This window comes from Streptomyces sp. NPDC050625 (assembly GCF_040654755.1).
GTDB lineage: Bacteria > Actinomycetota > Actinomycetes > Streptomycetales > Streptomycetaceae > Streptomyces.
In genome coordinates, this window is the sequence record NZ_JBFAIQ010000005.1 from 101,451 (window position 1) to 116,622 (window position 15,172).

Here is a 15,172-nt window from a genome sequence, read left to right on the forward strand (position 1 = left end):
GCCGGCCCGCCGGGTCACCCTGCCGGGTCACCCGCCGGGTCCGCCCCGGTCGGCAGGGGCGGTTCGGCCGCGACGCGCCGCCACTCCTCGTCGGTGAGGACCCGGGACCGGAGCAGGAAGCGCACGCCCTCGGGGGCTTCGAGGGAGAAGCCGCTGCCCCGGCCGGGGACCACGTCGACGGTCAGGCGGGTGTGCCGCCAGTACGCGTACTGGCCGGCGCTCATCCAGAACGGGGTGTCCCCGGCGACCCGGCCCAGCAGGACGTCCGCGGCGCCGACCCGGAACTCGCCGCGCGGGTAGCACATCGGCGCGCTGCCGTCGCAGCAGCCGCCGGACTGGTGGAACATCAGCGGGCCGTGACGTGCCGTCAGCTGCCGTACCAAGTCCTCTGCGGCGGCGGTCAGTTCCACTCGCGTCGCCCGCTCGCTCATCGTGAGACCCCCGGCCTAGAAGAAGCCGAGCTTCTGCTCCGAGTAGCTGACCAGGAGGTTCTTGGTCTGCTGGTAGTGGTCGAGCATCATCTTGTGGGTCTCGCGGCCGATGCCGGAACCCTTGTAGCCGCCGAAGGCCGCGTGGGCCGGGTAGGCGTGGTAGCAGTTGGTCCACACGCGGCCGGCCTTGATCTCGCGGCCCAGGCGGTAGGCGAGGTTGCCGTTGCGGGACCAGACGCCGGCGCCGAGGCCGTACAGCGTGTCGTTGGCGATCTTGAGGGCCTCTTCGGGGGAGTCGAAGGTGGTGACCGAGACGACCGGGCCGAAGATCTCCTCCTGGAAGATCCGCATGTCGTTGGTGCCCTTGAAGACGGTCGGCTCGATGTAGTAGCCGCCTTCCAGGCCCTCGACGGTGCGGGCCCTGCCGCCGGTGAGGAGTTCGGCGCCCTCCTGCTTGCCGATGTCGATGTAGGAGAGGATCTTCTCGAACTGGTCGTTGCTGGCCTGCGCGCCGATCATCGTCTCGGGGTCGAGCGGGCTGCCGCCCTTGATGGCCCTGGTGCGCTCCAGGACGCGGGCCATGAACTCGTCGTAGATGGAGGAGGCGATCAGGGCCCGGGAGGGACAGGTGCACACCTCGCCCTGGTTGACCGCGAACATCACGAAGCCCTCGACGGCCTTGTCCAGATAGGCGTCGTCGGCGGCCATGACGTCGGACAGGAAGATGTTCGGGCTCTTGCCCCCCAGCTCCAGGGTGACCGGGATGATGTTCTCGGACGCGTACTGCATGATCAGCCGGCCGGTCGTGGTCTCGCCGGTGAAGGCGATCTTGGCGATGCGCGGGCTGGAGGCGAGCGGCTTGCCGGCCTCGACGCCGAAGCCGTTGACCACGTTGAGCACGCCCGGCGGAAGCAGGTCGGCGATCAGCTCGATGACCTTCAGCAGGCTGACCGGGGTCTGCTCGGCGGGCTTGATGACCACGCAGTTGCCCGCCGCCAGGGCCGGGGCGAGCTTCCACGCGGCCATCAGGATCGGGAAGTTCCACGGGATGATCTGGCCGACCACGCCCAGCGGCTCGTGGAAGTGGTAGGCGACGGTGTCCTCGTCGATCTCGCCGACCGTGCCCTCCTGGCTGCGCACCACGCCCGCGAAGTAGCGGAAGTGGTCGACGGCGAGTGGGATGTCGACGTTCAGGGTCTCCCGGACAGGCTTGCCGTTCTCCCAAGTCTCGGCGACGGCGATCTTCTCCAGGCTCTCCTCGATGCGGTCCGCGATCCGGTTGAGGATGTTCGCCCGCTCGGCGATGGAGGTCCGGCCCCAGCGGTCGGCGGCGGCGTGGGCCGCGTCCAGCGCGAGCTCGACGTCGGCGGCGGAGGAGCGGGCGACCTCGCAGAAGACCTTGCCGTCCACCGGCGAGAGGTTGTCGAAGTAGCGGCCCTCGACGGGGGCGACCCAGTCACCGCCGATGAAGTTGTCGTAGCGGCGGGCGAAGTCGACGATGCTGCCTTCTGTTCCTGGCTGCGCGTACACCATGGCGGCTCTCCTCGGGGGATGGTGAGGGCTGTACGACGGCCCGTGCCGCCGTGCCGCCGCTCACTGTGAGCCCCGGAGGTTGGCGAGAGGTTGGCGTACCGGACGCCAGGAGTGAGGCGGTGGGTGTCAGTCGCGCAGCGCCGTGCTCAGCCGTCCCGCCGCGACCGCGCGACGCGCATCGCCCTGGTCGAGCAGGCGCAGCGCGTGCTCGTGCACCTCCACGTCGTACGGGGCCCGCTCGCCGTAGCGCAGGGCGTGCTCCGGGCGGGTGCTCGCCAGTACGGCCTCGCGGACGGCCACCTCCAGGTACGTACGCCACTGCTCGATGCCCGGCGCCGCCGAGCGGGGCAGCAGCGGGCCGCGGTACAGGCGCAGGGCGGTCTCCGCGTCACCGTTCTCCAGGGCGCGCAGCACGTCCACCGCGTCGCAGGACACGGGGGTGGTCAGGGCGTAGCGGCGGGTGGCGATGCCTCCGGACAGGGCCCGGCGCAGGTGGGAGATCTCCGCCTTGAACGTGGAAGCCGTGACGGCCCGGTCGCCGTACAGGGCCTCGCGCAGCCGCTCCGGTGAGAAGCCGTCCGGTTCGAGGGCTAGCAGGGTCAGGATCTCCAGCTGCCGGGGGCGCAGCGCGAGGGGCTGCTCCTCACGGACGGCCTGGTCGGACCCCAGGCAGGTCAGACGCACCTGGCCCGGGTTGTCGCGGGGCCGGCGGGGCAGCTCGGTGCGGAGCCGGGCTTCGATGACGGACACCAGCGAGCGCACCGTGGACATGGCCAGCGGGTTCGACCGGTCCCAGGTAGTCGACATGTCCAGGACACCCAGGACGCGGCCGTCCGGGCCGTGGACGGGGGCGCAGTAGCAGACCCACCCGTGCAGTGCCGTCACCAGGTGCTCGGCGGAGAAGACGGAGCTGGGGCGGCCGGTGCGCAGGGCGAGGGAGAGGGCGTTGGTGCCCATGGCCTGCTCGTCCCACCGTCCGCCGGGCGCGAAGTTGACGCGCTCGGCCCGGCGGGTCATGGTCCGGCCGCCGCAGGTCCACAGGATGGTCCCGGACTCGTCGGTGACGGCGGTGACGAATCCGGCGTCGTCGGCGATGCCGCGCAGTTCGTCGGCGAGGTCGTCGACCGGCCGGCGCAGCGGCGAGTCGGTCCAGCGGTGGTGCACCGTGCCGCCGTCGGTGACCGGGGCGCTGTCCCGGCCGGGGTCCACGCTGCTGAGCGAGCGCGCCCAGGACTCGGTCACCTCGTGGCGCAACGCGTCGGCGCCACCGCCCGCCGCCGGCCCGGTGGTCTTCAGTCGCGGCACCAGGCGGAACCACTCGCCCTCCAGCGTGGCCTTGCGGCGCCGGAGGTCACTGCGCTGTGACATCTGCATTTCCCCTGCCGTCGAACGGGGACATTCGGCTATTGTCCGCAAGAACTTCACCGGCACACCTGACCTGTCGGACCGTTTTCCCCGTCCGATCGGACAGGTGCCCCACCCGGACCGGCATGCCTAGCTTGGTCTTCGGTGCGTACAAAGTTTTATCCGCCAATCGGGCGGTAAAATCAAGGTTGCGTCCGCGTTGCGGGCCTCGTGCCCATGGGAGGTCGCATGACGCTCATGTCCGGCGCCGTGACGACCGGTGGCAGCGATCCGAGCGCGGACTGGAGCCGCGACGAGTGCCAGTGCGAGCTGCTGGGGCCGCAGGAGACGAGCAGCGACGCCGTGCGCCGGTCGGCCCGGCTGACCAAGTTCCACGTGCCCGAGGTCGTGTTCGGGCCCGGTTCACTGACCGAGCTGGGGCACTGCGCGCTGCGCCTCGGCGGCCGTCGCCCGTTCCTGGTCACCGACCCCGGGCTGCTGGAGGCGGGCTGGACGGACGAGGCGGTCGGCCATCTCCGGCGGGTCGGCCTGCGTCCCGTCGTATGGCACGACGTCACCCCCAATCCCAAGGACCACGAGATCCAGGCCGCCTTCGAGAGGTACGCGGAGAGCGGCTGCGACGTGATCGTCGGGGTGGGCGGCGGCTCGGTCATCGACGCCGCCAAGGGCGTGGCGATCCTGTCCGGCAACGGCGGGCACATTCTCGACTACGAGGGTGTGGACCAGGTGGTGCAGCCCATCCCGCCCACCGTGATGGTGCCGTCCACGTCGGGCACCGGCGCGGACGTCTCGCAGTTCGCCATCGTCACCGACACCACCCAGCACATCAAGATCAGCATCGTCAGCCGCACGCTGGTCCCGGACATCTCGGTGATCGACCCGCGCCTGCTGACCACCATGCCGGACTGGCTGAACGCCGCGACCGGGCTGGACGCCCTGACCCACGCCGTCGAGGCGTTCGTGTCCCGGGCCCACAACCCGCTGACCGACATCCACGCCCTGCATGCGGTGGAGCTGATCACCGGCAACCTGGTACGGACCCAGGTGCAGCCGAAGAACTTCGGTGCCCGGCTCGCCATGGCCCAGGCCGCCCTGGAGGCGGGCATGGCCTTCACCAACGCGATCCTCGGCGCGACGCACGCCATGAGCCACCAGGTCGGCGGACTGCTGGACGCGCCGCACGGCGTGGTCAACGGTGTCCTGCTGCCGCATGTCATCCGGTTCAACGCCGCGGCGTGGCCGGAGCGGTTCGTCGCGCTCGGCGCGGCGGCCGGCCTGCCGACCGACGGCGTTCCGCCGCACGAGGTGGCCGAGCGGCTCGCGGACCTGGTGCGCGCGCTCGCGGACGACCTCGGCGTCCCGAAGAGCCTGACGAGCCTGGGGGTCGCGGAGGCCGACGTGCCCGTGCTGGCCCGCACCACGCTGAAGGACGCCTGTATGGCCACCAACCCCAGGGACGTCGACGTGCGGGACGTCGAGCGGCTGTTCCGCGAAGCCCTGTGAGGCGATCTTGGTGAGCGTGCCGGAACGGTCCCCCCAGACCGCCGACCTGGGCGTCCTCACCGGGCTGCGGTCCGGCAAGCGGTCGTACTACCCGGCGTACGTGCGCTCCGCCGAGCGGCTGGAGCGGACGGTGGAGGCGCTCGACGGGATCTCCCGCGCCCTGGTGCGCACCGCCGAGGGCCCGCGCGCCCTGGTCGAGGCGGTCGTCCGGACGGCAGCCGAGCACCTGCAGGCCCGCTGGCTGCTGCTGGCCGTGGCGGACGGAGCACTGCGCGCCGCCCGGCCGCGCTTCCTGCTGTACGCCGACGACCTGCTGATCGACGACGAGAGCAGGGTGCCCGCCGAGGTACGGGAGCATCTGGCGCTGCTGCGCAGCCACCCCTGGGAGGCCGGCACGCCGGACCGGGGCCGGGACTGGGTGCGCGCGCCGATGACCCTCGACGACGAGCCGGTCGGCGGGATCGCGGCGGCGCCTGGCCCCGGTGTCGAGGTCGCCGACACCGACCTGGCGATCCTGCGGGTCCTGGCCAACCAGGCCGCCGTGGCGCTGCACCACACCTTCCTCTTCCACGCGGCGACCACCCTGCGCGGCCGGGCCGAGGAACTGTCCGAGGCGGCCGAGCGGCAGGCCCGCGACCTGGCCGCGCGCAGCGCCGAGCTGGCCGAGACACAGGCACGGCTGCTGGAGGCGCTGCAACGGCAGGCACTGGACGACGAACGGCGCCGTATCGCGCGCGAACTGCACGACAGCGTCTCCCAGTACGTGCTCAGCGCGGGCATGACCGTCGAGGTGTGCCGGGCGGAACTGGCGGCGCTCGGCGGACCGGCCGCGGACATCGCCGAACGGCTGGCCGGCGCCAAGGACCTCAACCGGCAGGCCGTGGAGCGGCTGCGGGCCGCGATCTACGCCCTCCAGCACACCTCGCAGGAACCCGCGGGACCGCTGCCGGTGATGCTGGAGCGGCTGTCCACGGTGCACCTGACCACGGACCTCGACGTACGGGTACAGGTGACGGGCAGCCCGGTGCCGCTGCCGCCCGAGGCCGACCAGTCGATCCTCCGGCTGGCCGGCGAGGCCCTGTTCAACTCCGCCACGCACGGCAAGGCGGGCCGGGCACTGGTACGGCTGCGGTATCTGCCCGAGGCCGTCGTGCTGACGGTGTCCGACGACGGCTGCGGCGATCCGGCCCAGCTGCGCCGCGCGCTGCGGCTGTCCAGGGCCACCGATCTGGGCGGCCGGCACCGCGGCCTCGCCAACATGGTCACCCGGGCGGAGGAGTTCGGCGGCCGGCTGTCCATCCGCAGGTCGGGCATGGGCGGCGTCCTGCTGCGGGTCGGCATCCCGCTGCCGGTGAAGCACTGTTCAGGAGGCAGGCGATGACCACTCAGCAGTCGGCCCAGGCGCCCGCGCAGGCCCAGCGGATCGTCCTGGTCGACGACCACGCGATCGTCCGGCACGGCCTCAGGTCGATCCTGGAACGCGAGAGCGACCTGGAGGTGGTGGGCGAGGCGAGCACGGCCGCCGAGGCCGCCGCCGTCGTGGAGCGGACCAATCCGTCGATCGTGCTGCTCGACCTGAAACTGTCCACGGCGGCCGACACCGAGGGCCTGGACCTGTGCGCCCGGCTGACCCAGCGGTACCCGGATCTGGCGGTGCTGGTGCTCACCACCTTCCTCGACGACTCCCTGGTGGTGCAGGCCATCCAGCACGGTGCGCGCGGTTATGTCGTCAAGGACGTCGACACCACCGAGCTGCTGCGCTCCATCCGCGCGGTCGCCCGCAACGAGAGCGCCTTCGACTCGCACGCCGCCGCGGCGATGGTGCGGTCGATGCGCGTGCAGCCCGACCGGCCGAAGTTCACCGACCGCGAGCTCAAGGTGCTCCGGCTGCTCGCCCGCGGGCTGAGCAACCGGGAGATCGGCGCCGAGCTGTACATCTCGGAGACCACGGTGAAGTTCCACGTCCGCAACATCATGCGGAAGACGGAGGCCGGAAGCCGGGCCGAAGTCGTGTACGAGGCCAGCAAGCTGGGCGTGATCTAAGAACGGAAGGGAGCGGGGTCAGCTCGCGTCGAGGACCAGCCAGCCACCGTGGTGCGAGGTGACGGAGAAGCGGTGGCCGGTGCGGCGGCCCAGGGCGGTGAGCCCGGCCGGGTCGAAACACCGCACGTGCCCGTAGGCGGCGGTGGGTTCGTCCTCGTACGGCACGGCCACCACCACCCGTTGCCGGGCCAGCCGCAGTGCCTCCCGTACGACGGCGCCGCCGTGCCCGGGATCGAGGTGCTCCAGGACGTGGATGACCATGACGGTGTCCACCGAGCGGTCCGGCAGGGGGACCTGCGCCGCGTCGCAGGCCAGGGTGTCCAGCGCGAGGCCGCGTGCGACCGCCACGGCGGCCAGCAGGCGCATGGTGCCGCGGGAGAGATCCGAGGCGATCACCGTGTGCCCCTCCCGCTCGGCGAGCAGCAGGGGCAGGAAGCCGAAGCAGGAGCCCATGTCCAGCACCGTGCCCGGGGCCACCAGGTCCAGGGTGCGGCGGTAGACGGGGGCGAACCCGGCGATCGACGAGTGACCGGCCGGCTTCGGCGCCCGCCAGTACTCCCGGATGCGGGCCAGTGTGTTGTCGTAGAACGTGGTCCAGGCGGGCAGCGCCCCGTCCACGCAGGAGCGCACCACCCCGGTGAAGACCCGCTCGAAGATGTCGCTGCCGGACAGCCAGCCGGGGGCGAACAGCTCCTCGGCGAGCAGGCCGGCCAGATCGTTGTCCAGTTGCCGGGGGCGCAGCGAGTGACCCAGCTCGACCCGGCGGCCCCGGCGGCGCAGGCTGAAGTGCTCGGTGCGGACGATGGGCCGGGGCGCGTCGTCGTCGAGGCGGGGGCTGTCGCGGATCACACGGACCAGGTGGTCGGCGTACGCGCCGGACGGGCACGGAGCCAAGGGGTCGATGCGGCGCGCGGCGATCGCGCTGCGCAGGCTGGGCACGCTCATCGTCCGGTCACCTCCGTGGCCATGCGGTGGGCGGTGCGTTCGAGACCGGCGAGGTCGGCGACCACCTGGACGCGGTCGCAGTACTCGGCGTAGCGCGGCAGGTCGCAGGAGCCGAGGCCCCAGGAGAACCGGGGTTCCGGGGTCAGCCAGATCGTCTCGCGCACCCTGCGGGTGATCTCCTCGAACGCGGGCAGCCCAGGGGGGTTGCCGTTGCCGCGTCCGTCGCCCAGGACCAGCAGGGTGGTACGGCGGTTCAGGGCGGGGGCGTGTTCGGCGAGCAGCAGCTCGAACGTCCGGCCGTAGTCGGAGTTCGCGTCCACGTCGAGCAGGCCGCCGGCCGGGAGGCCGTCGAAGACCAGGCCCAGCGCCCGCTCCAGGGGGTGCTCGGTGAACAGCTCGGTGATCTCGGTCGGTTCGTCCACGAAGGCGAAGGAGCGGACCTGTCCGAAGAGGGACTGCAGCCCGTGCACCAGGTGCAGGGCGAAACGGGCGGTGGCCCGCACGGACAGGGAGACGTCGGTCAGGATCACCAGGCGGGGGCGGTCCTCGGCGCGGGTGACGGTGACCGGGCGGAACGGCACTCCGTCGTAGCGCATGTTGCGGCGCATGGTGCGGCCCGGATGCACGCGCCCGCGTGGTGTGGTGCGCTTCCGGCTGGTCAGGGCGCCGTGCAGGGAGCGGCCGATGCGGCGCAACGCCTCCTCCAGCTGGGCGCGTTCGTGCTCGTCTACGGTCTCCGCGCGGGCACGTTCGGCGAGCCGCGCCGACTCCACGGCCACCGACTGGAGTTCGGCGAGACGGTCCAGGTGGCGCTTGAGCAGTTCGGGCAGGTTGTCGATGACGCCTGCCGGCCCTCGTCGAAGCGCGCCGGGTCCGGGGTCGTCGGGGTCGTCGGAGGCGTCGTCGGCGAGCCAGCCGAGCAGGGCGTCCTGCTGGGCCACGGTCAGTGTCGTCTCGATCGGATGTCCGGCCGCCGCCGCGAGCTGCCCGGGGATGCCGGCGCCGTGCAGCCGCTCGGTCTCCAGCTGGACGGCGGGGCCGCTCGTGCGGTCGGCGGCGCCGTCCTTGGACAGCACGATCTCGTCGGTCATCGAGGCCAGGTCGAGCTTGTTGGCCTCCTGGTGCAGGTTGTACCGCTGGGCCAGGTCCTGCTGGTCGAAGTAGTCCCGGATGTCGGCCGGCTTGCCGTGGCTGTGGCCCTGCTGCGGGGTCTCGGACGGCTCGTCGGAGACGGTGTACGACTCCAGTTCGCCGGTGTCGGTCAGGTCGTCGTGCTCATGGCTGTGACCGTGCCCGCCGGAGTCCTGGTGGACCGGGCGGAGCGAGAAGAACGCGGCGAACAGCTCGTCGAACAGCTCGTCGTCGCGGCGGTCCTTCACCAGCGTCAGGCGCAGGGCCTCGCGCAGTGTCCCGCGCCCGCCCAGCACGCCCGGCTGGGCGGCGGCGCGCATGGCGTCCATGGCCTCCGACACGGACACGCGCAGCCCGAACAGCCGTAGAACGCGGACGAATCGGTGCACCCCGGCTTCCATTGCGGCCTCCCGTGTCCTGTTGGTCCTGTCGTGGCGGGTCAGACCGCGCGGCGGCGGGCGATGGCGGCGAAGGCGCGAGCGCCCTGGCCGGCGCCGGGTGTGGTGCGGCGCGTCGGGCCGGGGCCGGGCGCGCCGTAGTAGCCGTCGTCGTGGCGGCCCTGCTGGTCCATGGCCGCACGGACAGCCCGCCCGTCCTCCTCGTGGTCGTGGTCGTGGTCGTGATCGTGGTTGTGGTGGTGCCCGTTGTGATGGTGGTGTCCGTGCCCGTCGTGGTGATGGCCCGGCTCGGGCAGGGTGCGGTTGGGGTCGACGAGGCGGGGCAGGACGTCCAGGGCGCGGCCGAGGTCGCGTTCGTACTTGAGGACCACGTTGGCGGTGTCGGCGAGCACCTCGGGATCCAGCTCCTCGACGCCCAGCACGGCGAGGGTGCGGGCCCAGTCGACCGTCTCGGAGATGCTGGGGTTCTTGCGCAGCTGCAGCTCGCGCAGGCCCCGTACCACCTCGACCAGATGACGGGCGGTGGCCTCGGACAGCCCGGTGTCCTTGGCGCGCAGGATCTCCAGCTCCCGCTCGGCGTCCGGGTAGTCGAGGAAGAGGTGCAGACAGCGGCGCTTGAGCGCGGCCGACAGATCGCGGGTGTTGTTCGAGGTCAGGATGACGTACGGCGGGACCTTCGCGGTGTACGTGCCGATCTCGGGGACCGACACCTGGTACTCGGCCAGGCACTCCAGGAGTACGGCCTCCAGCGCCTCGTCGGCCCGGTCGACCTCGTCGATCAGCAGCACCGCCGGCTCCTCGCCGCGGACCGCCTCCAGCAGGGGGCGCGGGGCGAGGAACCGGTCGGAGAAGAACACGCTGTCCTGTTCCTCGATCCGCCGGACGGCCGAGGCCAGATCGGGCGCGTCGGCGGTCAGATCGCCGATCTTGTCCCGGAGCATCTGGGTGTACAGCAGCTGCTTGCCGTAGTCCCACTCGTACAGGGCGCGGCTCTCGTCCTGGCCCTCGTAGCACTGCAGACGCAGCAGGCGGCGGCCGGTGGCGGCGGCCAGGGCCTTGGCCAGCTCGGTCTTGCCGACGCCGGCCGGGCCCTCCAGGAGTACCGGCTTGTCGAGTCTGGTCAGCAGGAACACGGTCGTGGCGAGCCGGCGGTCGGCGATGTAGCCGTGCGCGGCGAAGCGTTCGGTGATGTCCTCGACCGAGGCGAACTCGGCGGGGCGGGCGGGTGTGGCGGGCACGGGTCCTCCATGAGGTGCTGTTCGGCCGGGGAGGGGCGACGGGGCGGGGACGGCGAGGGTGGTCCGTACCCCGCCCCGGTCCCCAAGGGCTCGGTGGAAGCGGGTTTTCAGCCCAGGAGGTCGTCCAGGTCGCCGTTCATGCAGTGCTCGACGACCGGCCGGACGGTGTCGAACGTGCACTCCTTGGCGTTGCCCGGGGTGCAGGCGTCGCCGAGGACGTGGTTCGTGATCCGGTCGACGTCGGCGGCGTCGCCCTTGATCACCTTGGACTGCTCGTAGTACTTGGTCGGGCCCTGGCCCAGCCGGTTCTTGGAGTAGGTGTCCTGCTGGACGTCCGTGAACTTCTCCGGGATGCCGACGTCACGCAGCAGCCGGATGCCCGCGGCGAGCGCGGCATCGGCGGCCTGGACCTTGGTCATGCCGTGCGTGTCCACGCCCATCGCCTCGGCGATGTCCGCGAACCGCCCGTACTGCGCGGGCATGTTGAACGCCCACACGCGGGGCAGCGCGATGGCGTTGTTCAGCCCGTGGTGGGTGTCGTAGCACGCGCTGACCGCGTGCGAGACGGAGTGGATGATGCCCAGGCCACCGGAGTTGAACGCCTGCGCCGCGATGTACTGCGCGTACATCATGCCCTCGCGCCCGGCCAGGTCCTGGCCGTTCCACACCGCCTGCCGCAGATGACGGGCGGTGAGCCGGATGGCGTGCAGCGCGTTGCCAAGCGAGGGCTGGAAGTCGAGCCGGGAGACGTACGGCTCGGAGGCGTGCGCGAGGACGTCGAAGCCGCACTGCGCGGTGTAGTCGAGCGGGCAGTCGTAGTACAGGGTCGGGTCGTCGATGGCGAGCGAGGCGACCGAGGCGTCGTCGAAGGCGACGTACTTGTGCGGGTTGTCCGGGTCGGTGGTGGTGTCGGTGATGACGTACGCCCAGGAGGTCTCCGAGCCCGTGCCGGCCGTCGTCGAGACCGCGATGTGCGGCGGGTTCTTCGGGTTCTCGGACTTGTTGAAGCCCTCGAAGTCATTGACGTTGCGGCCGTCGTGGGCGACGGAGATACGGGCTCCCTTGCACGCGTCGTGCGACGAGCCGCCGCCGATCGACACGAACGAGTCGCACTTGTTCTCCTGGTACAGCGCCACGGCGTCCATGACGTTGTAGTCCTTGGGGTTCGACTCGACCTTGTCGTACACCACGACCTCCAGGCCGTGGTACTTCAGCGACTCGACGATCTTGTGCACGGTGTCGCTGCCGCGCAGGCCCGTGGTCATCACGAGCGTCCGCCTGAACCCGAGCTTCTTGGCCTCCGGGCCGATCAGCTCATGGGCTCCCGGACCCATCAACGCCCGCGGGAAGGGATGGAATTCCTTGATCGGGAACGGCTTGAGAAGTTCTTCGACCTTCATGATCGCGACTGTCCTCTCCGCGCGGTGGGGCCGCGCGTGCTGCGTCGACTGCTCCCAGGGCCCGCCGGCGGGCAGAGGTCCGGGTGGAGCACGGACGTGCCGAACGAATGCGGCGTGCATCACCCTCCGGGACCGCGCGGCGGTGCGACACCGGCCGCTCGGACGGCAGACGGGCGCGGACGGAGGGGATGTGCCCTGTCCGATCGAACGGGGTGAGCGCCGCTGACCTGCGGCGCAACGGGCACACCTGTCCGACCGGACAGGGTGAGGGCGGCCGAAAGCAGGGCGAGACGCGAAGAGGACCGGCCTAGCGTCGAATACGGCCGGTCACCGCGTGACGGCACCGGCGCACATTCCCGACTCCCCTTTCTCTTCAGGAGGTTTGCCATGGACGAGGACCAGATCCGCGCCGAGCAGGAGACGGCCGTGGACGACGTGGTCGAGGAGATCCTCGTCGAGGAGGTCTCCATCGACGGCATGTGCGGCGTCTACTGAGCCGGCCGCCATGCCGTCCCCCTTCGACTCGGACCGGCCCTACCGGCTGAACCCCTGCGTCGCGCTGCGCCCCGAGCCGTTCGGGGCGCTCGCCTACCACTTCGGCAACCGAAGGCTGTCGTTCCTGAAGGCGCCCGAACTGGTCGAGCTGGTACGGGGGCTGGGCCGTCACACCAGCGTCCGGGAGGCGCTCGCCGGTGTGCCCGAGCGGCGCCGGGACGCCTTCCGGCGCGCGCTGGCCTCGCTGGCCGCCGCCGACATGATCATCCCCACCGAAGCGGAGCCGCAGCCGTGACCGTCACCCAAGAAGCGTCCGCACCGGTCCCCGCCCTCGTCGAGCAGTTCAAGGGCGGGCTGCACGCCCCCATCTGCCTGACCTGGGAGTGGACCTACGCCTGCAACCTCTCCTGTGTGCACTGCCTGTCCTCCTCCGGACGGCGCGACCCGGCGGAGCTGTCCACGGACGAGATCAAGTCCGTGATCGACGAGCTCCGCCGCATGCAGGTCTTCTACGTCAACGTCGGCGGCGGCGAGCCGACCGTCCGCCCCGACTTCTGGGAACTGCTGGACTACGCGATCGCGCACCAGGTGGGGGTGAAGTTCTCCACCAACGGGCTGCGGCTGACCCCGGACCGGGCCCGCCGCCTCGCGGCCACCGACTACGTCGACGTCCAGATCTCCCTCGACGGCGCCACCCGCGAGGTCAACGACGCGGTGCGCGGCCGGGGTTCGTACGACATGGCCGTGCGGGCCATGGAGAACCTCGCCGCGGCCGGCTTCCGGGACTTCAAGATCTCCGTGGTGATGACCCGTCAGAACATCCCGCAGCTGGACGACTTCGCGTCCCTGGCCGACCGCTACGGCGCCCAGCTGCGCATCACCCGGCTGCGGCCGTCGGGCCGGGGCGCCGAGGTCTGGGACGAGCTGCACCCCACCGCGGAGCAGCAGCGCGAGCTGTACGCCTGGCTCGTCGGCCACGGCGAGAAGGTGCTCACCGGCGACTCCTTCTTCCACCTCAACGCGCTCGGCTCGCAGCCCCTGCCCGGGCTGAACCTGTGCGGAGCCGGGCGCGTGGTCTGCCTGATCGACCCGGTGGGTGACGTGTACGCCTGCCCGTTCGCCATCCACGACGCCTTCAAGGCGGGCAACGTGCGTGCGCCGGGCGGCTTCGAGCGGGTGTGGCGCGACTCCGCGCTCTTCGCCGACCTGCGCCGGCCGGCCTCCGGCGGCGCCTGCTCGGGCTGTCCGGCGTACGACGCCTGCCAGGGCGGCTGCATGGCCGCGAAGTTCTTCACGGGCCTGCCGCTGGACGGCCCGGACCCGGAGTGCGTCAAGGGCCACGGCGCCACCGCCCTCGCGGCCGACGACCGCACCGCGCTTCCGCTCCAGGGCAACGACCACTCCCACCGCACCGTGCCCCTGGGCATGCCCGCCGTCCGGACCCGGCGGCCGGACCGCTTCTGCGACGAGAGCCCACTGGCCGGCGCCGACGCCGTACACCACACGAAGGGAACGTCATGAGCAAGTGGATCGAGACGGTCGCCGAGGCCCAGCGGCTGGCGAGGAAGCGGCTGCCGAAGTCCGTCTACAGCGCGCTGCTCGCCGGCTCCGAGAAGGGCGTCTCCTACGACGACAACACCACCGCCTTCGGCCGGCTGGGCTTCGCCCCGCACGTGGCCGGACTGTCGGCCAAGCGCGATCTGGCGACGACCGTCATGGGACAGCAGATCGCCCTTCCGGTGATCATCTCCCCGACCGGTGTGCAGGCCGTACACCCGGACGGAGAGGTGGCCGTCGCCCGCGCCGCGGCGGCGCGCGGCACCGCGATCGGGCTCAGCTCCTTCGCCAGCAAGCCGCTGCCCGACGTCGTCGCGGCCAATCCGCAGACGTTCTTCCAGATGTACTGGATGGGCTCCAAGGACGAGATGGCGCGCCGGATCGAGTACGCCCGCGAGGCCGGTGCCAAGGGGCTCATCGCCACCCTCGACTGGTCCTTCTCCTACGGCCGCGACTGGGGCAGCCCGAAGATCCCCGAGCGGCTGGACCTCAAGGCCATGGCGCGGTTCGCACCGGAGACGCTGGCCCGCCCGCGCTGGCTGTGGGACTTCGTGAAGTCCCGCAGCCTGCCGGACCTGACGACCCCCAACCTCGCCGAGTCCGGCCAGGACGCGCCCACGTTCTTCGGCGCCTACGGCGCGTGGCTGCAGACCCCACCGCCCTCCTGGGACGACGTGCGCTGGCTGCGCGAGCAGTGGGACGGGCCGTTCCTGCTCAAGGGCGTCTGCCGGGTGGACGACGCCCTGCGCGCCGTCGACGCGGGCGTCACCGCGATCTCCGTGTCCAACCACGGCGGCAACAACCTCGACGCCACCCCGGCACCGATCCGCGCCCTGCCCGCCATTGCGGACGCGGTAGGCCACCAGGTCGAACTGCTGCTGGACGGCGGTGTCCGGCGCGGCAGCGACGTGGTCAAGGCGCTGGCACTGGGCGCCAGGGCCGTGCTGATCGGCCGCGCCTACCTGTGGGGCCTGGCGGCGGGCGGCCAGGGCGGCGTGGAGAACGTCCTCGACATCCTCAGCCGCGGCATCGACTCCGCCCTGCTCGGCCTCGGACGCTCGTCCGTCCACGAACTGACCCCCGACGACCTGGTGATCCCGCCCGGGTTCACCCGCACCCTCGGCGCGGTCTGA

At 71.6% G+C, this 15,172-nt stretch carries 14 protein-coding genes; 7 read left to right on the forward strand and 7 right to left on the reverse strand.

Annotated features, from left to right (window positions below; all coding sequences use genetic code 11):
• Positions 1-14: 14 nt before the first annotated feature.
• The 3 genes from AB0I54_RS13735 to AB0I54_RS13745 all read right to left on the reverse strand — a co-directional run bounded on the left by AB0I54_RS13735 (position 15) and on the right by AB0I54_RS13745 (position 3,332).
• Positions 15-431 (reverse strand): DUF779 domain-containing protein, encoded by a 417-nt coding sequence (locus tag AB0I54_RS13735; RefSeq protein ID WP_363296169.1) that lies wholly within the window; start codon positions 429-431, stop codon positions 15-17.
• Positions 432-446: 15 nt separating this feature from the next.
• The gene (adh, locus tag AB0I54_RS13740) at positions 447-1,964 is read right to left on the reverse strand and encodes an aldehyde dehydrogenase (RefSeq protein ID WP_363296170.1); all 1,518 of its coding nucleotides are present in this window, start codon (positions 1,962-1,964) and stop codon (positions 447-449) included.
• Positions 1,965-2,090: 126 nt separating this feature from the next.
• A complete protein-coding gene (locus AB0I54_RS13745) occupies positions 2,091-3,332 on the reverse strand; it encodes a transcriptional regulator (RefSeq protein WP_363296171.1) in 1,242 nt (413 codons plus the stop codon).
• Between the two features lie 225 nt (positions 3,333-3,557).
• Between AB0I54_RS13745 and AB0I54_RS13750 the strand changes: the two genes are divergently transcribed.
• Genes AB0I54_RS13750 through AB0I54_RS13760 form a run of 3 tightly spaced genes read left to right on the forward strand, consistent with a single transcriptional unit; the run spans position 3,558 to position 6,875 of the window.
• The gene (locus tag AB0I54_RS13750; protein WP_363296172.1) at positions 3,558-4,832 is read left to right on the forward strand and encodes an iron-containing alcohol dehydrogenase; all 1,275 of its coding nucleotides are present in this window, start codon (positions 3,558-3,560) and stop codon (positions 4,830-4,832) included.
• Between the two features lie 16 nt (positions 4,833-4,848).
• Positions 4,849-6,213 carry a histidine kinase gene (locus AB0I54_RS13755; RefSeq protein WP_363296173.1) on the forward strand — a complete coding sequence of 455 codons (1,365 nt, stop codon included), beginning with the start codon at positions 4,849-4,851 and terminating at the stop codon, positions 6,211-6,213.
• Positions 6,210-6,875, forward strand: coding sequence for a response regulator transcription factor (locus tag AB0I54_RS13760; RefSeq protein WP_363296174.1), 666 nt, complete (start codon positions 6,210-6,212; stop codon positions 6,873-6,875). Before AB0I54_RS13755 ends, AB0I54_RS13760 begins: the two co-directional genes overlap by 4 nt.
• A gap of 18 nt (positions 6,876-6,893) precedes the next feature.
• Here the strand turns inward: AB0I54_RS13760 and mftM are convergent, their stop codons facing one another.
• The 4 genes from mftM to mdo all read right to left on the reverse strand — a co-directional run bounded on the left by mftM (position 6,894) and on the right by mdo (position 11,987).
• A complete protein-coding gene (gene mftM, locus AB0I54_RS13765; protein ID WP_363296175.1) occupies positions 6,894-7,820 on the reverse strand; it encodes a mycofactocin oligosaccharide methyltransferase MftM in 927 nt (308 codons plus the stop codon).
• Positions 7,817-9,340, reverse strand: a complete 1,524-nt coding sequence (locus AB0I54_RS13770) for a VWA domain-containing protein (protein WP_363296176.1) — start codon at positions 9,338-9,340, stop codon at positions 7,817-7,819. The genes mftM and AB0I54_RS13770 overlap by 4 nt, the downstream gene beginning before the upstream one ends.
• 50 nt (positions 9,341-9,390) lie before the next feature.
• Positions 9,391-10,587, reverse strand: coding sequence for a MoxR family ATPase (locus AB0I54_RS13775; RefSeq protein WP_363296177.1), 1,197 nt, complete (start codon positions 10,585-10,587; stop codon positions 9,391-9,393).
• Positions 10,588-10,694: 107 nt separating this feature from the next.
• Positions 10,695-11,987: an NDMA-dependent methanol dehydrogenase gene (gene mdo, locus AB0I54_RS13780; protein ID WP_363296178.1), complete on the reverse strand. Its 1,293-nt coding sequence runs from the start codon at positions 11,985-11,987 to the stop codon at positions 10,695-10,697.
• Positions 11,988-12,374: 387 nt separating this feature from the next.
• On the opposite strand from mdo, the gene mftA reads away from it, so the two are divergent.
• Genes mftA through mftD form a run of 4 tightly spaced genes read left to right on the forward strand, consistent with a single transcriptional unit; the run spans position 12,375 to position 15,172 of the window.
• Positions 12,375-12,482, forward strand: a complete 108-nt coding sequence (mftA, locus tag AB0I54_RS13785; RefSeq protein WP_363296179.1) for a mycofactocin precursor MftA — start codon at positions 12,375-12,377, stop codon at positions 12,480-12,482.
• A gap of 10 nt (positions 12,483-12,492) precedes the next feature.
• Entirely contained in the window at positions 12,493-12,777 is a 285-nt protein-coding gene (mftB, locus tag AB0I54_RS13790) for a mycofactocin biosynthesis chaperone MftB (protein WP_363296180.1), read from the forward strand.
• The gene (gene mftC / locus AB0I54_RS13795; protein ID WP_363296181.1) at positions 12,774-14,003 is read left to right on the forward strand and encodes a mycofactocin radical SAM maturase; all 1,230 of its coding nucleotides are present in this window, start codon (positions 12,774-12,776) and stop codon (positions 14,001-14,003) included. Before mftB ends, mftC begins: the two co-directional genes overlap by 4 nt.
• Positions 14,000-15,172 (forward strand): pre-mycofactocin synthase MftD, encoded by a 1,173-nt coding sequence (gene mftD, locus AB0I54_RS13800; RefSeq protein WP_363296182.1) that lies wholly within the window; start codon positions 14,000-14,002, stop codon positions 15,170-15,172. The genes mftC and mftD overlap by 4 nt, the downstream gene beginning before the upstream one ends.

What these genes read in the sequence shown, in the direction of transcription:
- AB0I54_RS13735 (WP_363296169.1), bottom strand. Translation starts at nt 431, where the DNA reads ATGAGCGAGCGGGCGACGCGAGTGGAACTGACCGCCGCCGCAGAGGAC.
- adh (WP_363296170.1), bottom strand. Translation starts at nt 1,964, where the DNA reads ATGGTGTACGCGCAGCCAGGAACAGAAGGCAGCATCGTCGACTTCGCC.
- AB0I54_RS13745 (WP_363296171.1), bottom strand. Translation starts at nt 3,332, where the DNA reads ATGTCACAGCGCAGTGACCTCCGGCGCCGCAAGGCCACGCTGGAGGGC.
- AB0I54_RS13750 (WP_363296172.1), top strand. Translation starts at nt 3,558, where the DNA reads ATGACGCTCATGTCCGGCGCCGTGACGACCGGTGGCAGCGATCCGAGC.
- AB0I54_RS13760 (WP_363296174.1), top strand. Translation starts at nt 6,210, where the DNA reads ATGACCACTCAGCAGTCGGCCCAGGCGCCCGCGCAGGCCCAGCGGATC.
- mftM (WP_363296175.1), bottom strand. Translation starts at nt 7,820, where the DNA reads ATGAGCGTGCCCAGCCTGCGCAGCGCGATCGCCGCGCGCCGCATCGAC.
- mdo (WP_363296178.1), bottom strand. Translation starts at nt 11,987, where the DNA reads ATGAAGGTCGAAGAACTTCTCAAGCCGTTCCCGATCAAGGAATTCCAT.
- mftA (WP_363296179.1), top strand. Translation starts at nt 12,375, where the DNA reads ATGGACGAGGACCAGATCCGCGCCGAGCAGGAGACGGCCGTGGACGAC.
- mftB (WP_363296180.1), top strand. Translation starts at nt 12,493, where the DNA reads ATGCCGTCCCCCTTCGACTCGGACCGGCCCTACCGGCTGAACCCCTGC.
- mftD (WP_363296182.1), top strand. Translation starts at nt 14,000, where the DNA reads ATGAGCAAGTGGATCGAGACGGTCGCCGAGGCCCAGCGGCTGGCGAGG.